Genomic DNA, 6,055 nt, shown 5'->3' on the forward strand with positions numbered 1-6,055 from the left:
GCCCTGGGGCGGCGGCCACCGCGGCTGGGGCGGCCGGGGCCGCAAGGCCAAGCGGGGCGACGTGCGCGCCGCCATCCTGGCGCTGCTCGCCGAGGAGCCGCGCAACGGCTACCAGATCATCCAGGAGATCGCCCAGCGCAGCGAAGGCGGCTGGAAGCCCAGCCCGGGCGCCGTCTACCCGGCGCTGCAGCAGCTCACCGACGAGGGCCTGGTGATCCCCGCGGAGAGCGAGGGCCGCAAGACCTTCCGCCTCACCGACGAGGGCCGCGCCTACATCGGGGCGCACCCCGACGAGGTGCGCGCCCCGTGGGACGAGATGCGCCCCGACATCGACGACAACACCGCCGATCTGTGGCACATCGCCCGCCAGTCGGCGTTCGCCATGATGCAGATTCTCCACACCGGGAACGACGCGCAGATCCGCGAGGCGCGTAAGACTCTGGTTGAGGCCCGGCGCAGGCTCTACCAGATCCTGGCCGACGACGACCCCGGCGACGAGTGACCCGGGCGCGCGCGGCGGGAGCGACGGGACGCGGCGGCGCCGGGGGTGACCTGGGCCGCCGCACCGCACGAGGCACGACCATGGGCATGACCGGCGCCGCACCGCAGGGCCGGTCCGGGCAGAGCGAGGAGCCAGAGATGGACCGCGACGATCTCCGCGTCGGCGACGCGGAGCGGGAGCAGACGATGGCCGCCCTGCGCGAGCACTTCGCGCAGGGCCGGCTCACCCACGAGGAGCTCGACGAACGGCTCGACCAGGCGCTGGCCGCCAAGACGGGCCGTGACCTCGCCCGCGTGACGGCCGACCTGCCGGGCCACGGCCACGCGCCGGCCGCGTCCCCATGGGCGCCTGAGCGCGGGCCGGGCTGGGGCCCCGGCCATCACCACGGGCCAGGGCCGTTCCACGACGTGGCCGGCTGGCGGGCGGCGGCGCACGCGCACCGGGAGCAGATGCGCGCCATGCGCCACGCGCAGCGGGAGGCCCACCGCGCCGCCTGGGCGGACCGGCGCGGTCACCTCGGGCGCGGGCACCACGGCCCGCGCCCGTTCCTGCCCGTGCTCTTCGTGATCATGGCGCTGGCGCTGATCTTCGGCGGCGGCGGGCTGTTCAAGGTGCTGTTCGTGGTGTTCGTGGCGGCGCTGCTGTTCAGCCTCGTGCACCGCCGCTTCCACTCCCGCCGCTGACCGGCGCGCCCTCGTTGACGCAGCGCAGGACGGGGAAGGCGGTCAGGGCGGCCGGGTCGAGGTCGCGCGCGGTGGTGACGTGGAAGACGGCGCTCTCGCCCGGCAGCAGCGTGACGAGCTGGTCGTCCACCTCCGCGTCCGGGTCCAGGCGATCGGGGAAGAGCGTCAGCTCGCGCAGCACGGTGACGGCCGTGACCGTCACCCGGTAGCCGCCGTCCACCCGCTCGGCGCTCGCCTCCCAGGCGGCCGGCGGGAAGGCGACGGCCGGGTCCTCGGCGTAGCAGGCGACCACGCGCGTCTCCCCCAGCCGGGCCACGAGCAGCTCGCCCGCCGGGTCGCCGGGCGCCGCCACCGCCCTCGGCAGCGCCACCCGGGTCACCGCCCTGGGCGCCACGTGCACGGAGACGACCTCCTTGGCCAGCGGCTCCCCCGTGAGGCCGTGGCGGACCAGCGCGAGCTCGCCCGTCCAGGGCTCGGCCGAGTCGTTGACCAGGCTCACCTGCCCGTCGCGCACGGTGAGCAGCCGGTCGGCGTAGGCGCGGCGGAGGGCGTACCACAGGGGCTTGCGCCGCCCGTCGCCGTCGACCGCCGACCACGAGGTGACCGGCCAGCAGTCGTTGAGCTGCCAGACGATCGTCCCCATGCAGGACGGCATCAGCGACCGGAACCACTCGACGCCGAAGGCCACCGCCCTGGCCTGGTTGAGCTGGGTCAGGTAGTGCCAGTCGTCGAACGTCTCCGGCCGCGGCAGGTGCTCGCCGAGCCCGCGCAGCAGCTTGTCCTGCCCGTCGATCGCCTTCTGGTGGGAGGAGTCGGGCGTGAGCGGCTCGTCGGAGGAGGCCCGGCGCAGCGTCGCGTACGCGGGCGGCCCCTGGAAGCCGAACTCGGCGACGAACCTCGGCCGGTAGGCCGCATAACGGGTGTAGTCCTCGCGGTTCCAGACGTCCCAGATGTGGATCGTGCCACGCGCGGGGTCGTTCGGCGGCAGGCCGGGCGCGCCGGAGTAGGGGCTGCCCGGCCAGTACGGCCGCGAAGGGTCCAGCTCGGCGACGACCGACGGCAGCAGGTCGTGGTAGAAGCCCGCGCCCCAGCTGCGGTGCTCCAGCCGCTCCTGCCAGCCCCAGTCGGCGTGCCCCTCCAGGTTCTCGTTGTTGCCGCACCACAGCGCCAGGCTCGGGTGGCGGGCCAGCCGGGCGACGTGCTCGCGGGCCTCGGCCTCGACCTCCGACCGGAACGGCTCCTCCTCCGGGTAGGCGGCGCAGGCGAACGGGAAGTCCTGCCACACCAGCAGGCCCAGCTCGTCGGCCAGGTCGTAGAAGTCGTCGCTCTCGTACGTGCCGCCGCCCCAGACGCGCACCAGGTTGACCCCGGCGTCCACGGCCTGGCCGAGCCGGGCGGCCAGGCGGTCGCGGGTGACGCGGGCGGGGAAGCAGTCGTCGGGGATCCAGTTCACGCCCCTGACGAACACCGGCACGCCGTTGACCGCCAGCCGGAACGCCTCCGGCTCCAGCTCGACGTCACGGAAGCCGATCCGCCCCGTCCACTCCTGCGCACCGAGCCGTACGGCCAGGTCGTAGAGCGGCTGGGCGCCGTACCCGCGGGGCCACCACAGCTCCGGCTCCGGGACCCGCAGCGTGAGCGCGGCCGAGCGCCCGTCGAGCCGGTGCTCGGCGCGCGTCCCGGCGACCTCGGCGGTCAGCGTGAGCGGCTCCTCCGTGGTGCGCTCGACACGGACGTGCACCTCCACCGTGCCGTCGGCGCGCGCCAGCGGGCGCACCTCGGCCAGACGGGCGCGGCTCCAGCTCTCCAGCCCGATCGGCCGCCAGATGCCGGCCGTCACGACGTTCGGCCCCCAGTCCCAGCCGAAGTTGCAGGCCGTCTTGCGGATGAACTGGTACGGCTCGTCGTATGCGCCCGGCCGCTCCCCCAGCGCCGCCCGCCGCTCCTCGGCGTAGGCGTAGGCCGAGCCGAAGTGCACGACCAGCTCGTTGACGCCCTCGCGCAGCAGGTGGCGGACCGGGAAGCGGTAGGAGCGGTGCTGGTTCGCGGTGCTCCCCAGGCTCACCCCGTTGAGGGTGAGCTCGGCGACGGTGTCCAGCCCCTCGCACACCAGGTCCGTACGCTCGTGCCCGTCCGGCGACCAGGTGAACGTGGTGCGGTAGGTCCATTCCTCGCGGCCGATCCAGGCCAGCAGGTGCTCGTTGCCGTCGAGGTACGGGTCGGGGATCACCCCGGCCGCGAGCAGATCGGTGTGCACACAACCGGGTACGGTCGCCGGCACCCCGTCGAGGTCCCGCGACGACAGGGTCCAGCCGTCGTGCAGCGGACGGTACGAACTCACGTGTTTCTCCTATTGACAGGTGCTGAGCCGGGCGCAGGCGACGAAGTGCCCGGGTTCGGGCTCGGCGAGCACTCCGGTGCCGCCGTGCAGGTGGTAGGCGCAGGTGTCCACGGGCGTGGCGTCGTCCCAGGGCTGGTGCAGGCGCGGCACGGCCGCCAGCAGCTCGCGCGTGTACGGGTGCAGCGGGCCGCCGAAGACCTGCCCCGTCGGCCCCATCTCCACGACGCTGCCCCGCCGCAGGACGACCGTGCGCTCGGCCAGGTAGGTGCCGAGCGACAGGTCGTGGGTGATGTAGAGCACGCCGAGCCCGCGCGACTTGAGCTCGGCCAGCAGGTTGAGCACGTCGATGCGGGTGGAGGCGTCGAGCATGCTGGTGATCTCGTCGGCGACCAGCAGCTTGATCTCCAGCAGCAGCGCGCGGGCGATGAGCAGGCGCTGCAGCTGGCCGCCGCTGAGCTGGTGGGGGTACTTGCCGAGCACCTGGCCGGGGTTGAGGCGCACGTCGCGCAGCGCGTTCTCGACCCGCGCCGCCCACTCGTGCCCGGGCGTCGAGGGGAAGTAGGCGTCCTTGACCATGGCGAACACGCGGTCGGCCTTGAACACCGGGTTGAACGAGCTGAACGGGTCCTGGAAGATGCCCTGCACGTTGCGGTAGAACTCCTTGCCCTGCCGCACCGGGCTGCCGTCGAAGGTGATCGTGCCGCTGGTGACCGGCTGCAGGCCGAGGATCATCCGGCCGATCGTGCTCTTGCCGCTGCCGCTCTCCCCGATCAGCGAGACGACCTCGCCGGGGGCGACCTCGAAGCTCACGTCATCGACGGCGGTGAGACTCCTGCCGCCGAGCGCGCCGATCCTGAACCGCTTGGTGACGTCGTCGAGTCTGAGCATCAGGCCTTCCAGCAGGCTACGAGGTGGTCGGGGGCGAGCTCGGTCACCGGCGGGTCCTCGGCGCACTCCTCGCCGGCCAGCGGGCAGCGGTCGCGGAAGCGGCAGCCGGGATGCGGGTCCAGCAACGACGGCGGGCTGCCGGCGATGCCGTCGAGCCTGCGGTCGGCGTAACGGACGCCCACCTCGGGCAGCGAGTCGAGCAGCAGCCGCGTGTACGGGTGCCGGGGCGCCTTGACGATCACGTCGGCGGGCGCCTTCTCGGCCAGGCGGCCGGCGTACATGACCATGATCGTGTCGGCGATGTGGTGGGTGAGGGCGAGGTCGTGCGTGATGAAGATCATGCTCGTGACGTAGCCGCTGTCGCGGAAGCCGAGCAGGGCGCGGGCCACGGCCTTCTGCGTGGAGACGTCGAGCGCGGAGGTGACCTCGTCGGCGATCAGCAGGGACGGGTCGAGCAGCGTGGAGATGACCATCACCATGCGCTGGCGCATGCCGCCCGACAACTCGATCGGGTAGCGGTCGAGCACCTCGGGCGGCAGGCCGACGTGGGCCATGCGGCTCTCCAGCGCGGCGGGGTCCACGGTGGCGCCGCGCGCCCGCAGCAGCTCGGCGACCAGTTTGCGGATCTTGCGGGTGGGGTTGAGCGCGCTCATGGCGTACTGCGGGATGAGGGAGACCCGGCGGAAGCGGAAGTCGTTCATCCGGCGGTCGTCGTCGATCGGCAGCTCCTCGCCGTCGAGCACGACCGTGCCGCCGGTGCGGTGCATGCGGCCGTCCATGCGGATGAGGGCCTTGCCGAGGGTGCTCTTGCCGCAGCCGGACTCGCCGACCAGGCCGAGGATCTCGCCGTCGGCCAGGTCGAAGGAGACGCCGTCGAGCGCGCGCACGTCGCCCTTCAGCGTCCTGTAGTGCACCCTCAAATCGCTGACCTGCAGGCTCATAGCTCCCTCAGCTTCGGGTTGAAGACCTCGTCGAGGCCGACGTTGGCCACGTAGAGCGCGCCGACGACGGCGGTGATGGCGGCGCCCGGCGGGACGAACCACCACCACATGCCGAGCTGGAGCGCGCTCCATTGGGTGGCGTTCTGCAACATCAGGCCGAGCGAGACGGCGTCGGTGGGGCCGAGGCCGATGAAGTCCAGCGACGAGGCGATGAGGATGGAGCCGCCGAACAGCAGGATGAACGTCATGAACAGGTAGGAGCTCATGTTCGGCGCGATCTCCCTGGTGATGATCCGCCAGGTGCCCGCGCCGCTCATCCTGGCCAGGTCCACGAACTCGCGCGTGCGCAGCGAGAACGTCTGCGCCCGGATCGCCCGCGCCGCCCACGGCCACTGCGTCAGGCCGATGAACAGGCCCTGCACGGTCACGCTGCGGATGCCGAGGTAGGCGTTGGCGATCAGCAGGACGGCCAGCGCGGGGATGACCAGGACGACGTTGGTCAGCATGTTGAGGATCTCGTCGACCACGCCGCCCCGGTAGCCGGCGGTGAAGCCCACCAGCATGCCGATGACCGCCGCGATGCCGCCGCCGATCGCGCCCACCGCGAAGCTGCTGCGCAGGCCGTGCACGAACTGGGCGAAGATGTCCTGGCCGAAGGTGGTCGTGCCGAACCAGTGCTCGGCCGAGGGCGGGCTCATGG

At 72.7% G+C, this 6,055-nt stretch carries 6 protein-coding genes; 2 read left to right on the forward strand and 4 right to left on the reverse strand.

Features of this window, described 5'->3' with window-relative positions:
* On the forward strand, positions 1-502 hold a 502-nt coding region (locus C1J01_RS45420; protein WP_111185207.1), incomplete at its 5' end, for a PadR family transcriptional regulator.
* A 137-nt stretch (positions 503-639) separates the two neighbouring features.
* Positions 640-1,185 (forward strand): DUF1707 SHOCT-like domain-containing protein, encoded by a 546-nt coding sequence (locus tag C1J01_RS49405; protein ID WP_146615977.1) that lies wholly within the window; start codon positions 640-642, stop codon positions 1,183-1,185.
* Here C1J01_RS49405 and C1J01_RS45430 read toward each other — a convergent pair.
* From C1J01_RS45430 to C1J01_RS45445, 4 genes are all read right to left on the reverse strand, one after another.
* The gene (locus C1J01_RS45430; RefSeq protein ID WP_111185208.1) at positions 1,148-3,526 is read right to left on the reverse strand and encodes a glycoside hydrolase family 2 protein; all 2,379 of its coding nucleotides are present in this window, start codon (positions 3,524-3,526) and stop codon (positions 1,148-1,150) included. The genes C1J01_RS49405 and C1J01_RS45430 overlap by 38 nt on opposite strands.
* A 9-nt stretch (positions 3,527-3,535) precedes the next feature.
* Positions 3,536-4,414 (reverse strand): ATP-binding cassette domain-containing protein, encoded by an 879-nt coding sequence (locus C1J01_RS45435; protein ID WP_111185209.1) that lies wholly within the window; start codon positions 4,412-4,414, stop codon positions 3,536-3,538.
* Positions 4,414-5,355 carry an ABC transporter ATP-binding protein gene (locus C1J01_RS45440; protein ID WP_111185210.1) on the reverse strand — a complete coding sequence of 314 codons (942 nt, stop codon included), beginning with the start codon at positions 5,353-5,355 and terminating at the stop codon, positions 4,414-4,416. Before C1J01_RS45440 ends, C1J01_RS45435 begins: the two co-directional genes overlap by 1 nt.
* On the reverse strand, positions 5,352-6,055 hold a 704-nt coding region (locus C1J01_RS45445; RefSeq protein WP_111185211.1), incomplete at its 5' end, for an ABC transporter permease. The genes C1J01_RS45445 and C1J01_RS45440, both read right to left, overlap by 4 nt.

The organism is Nonomuraea aridisoli (genome assembly GCF_003236395.1).
GTDB classification, from domain to species: domain Bacteria; phylum Actinomycetota; class Actinomycetes; order Streptosporangiales; family Streptosporangiaceae; genus Nonomuraea; species Nonomuraea aridisoli.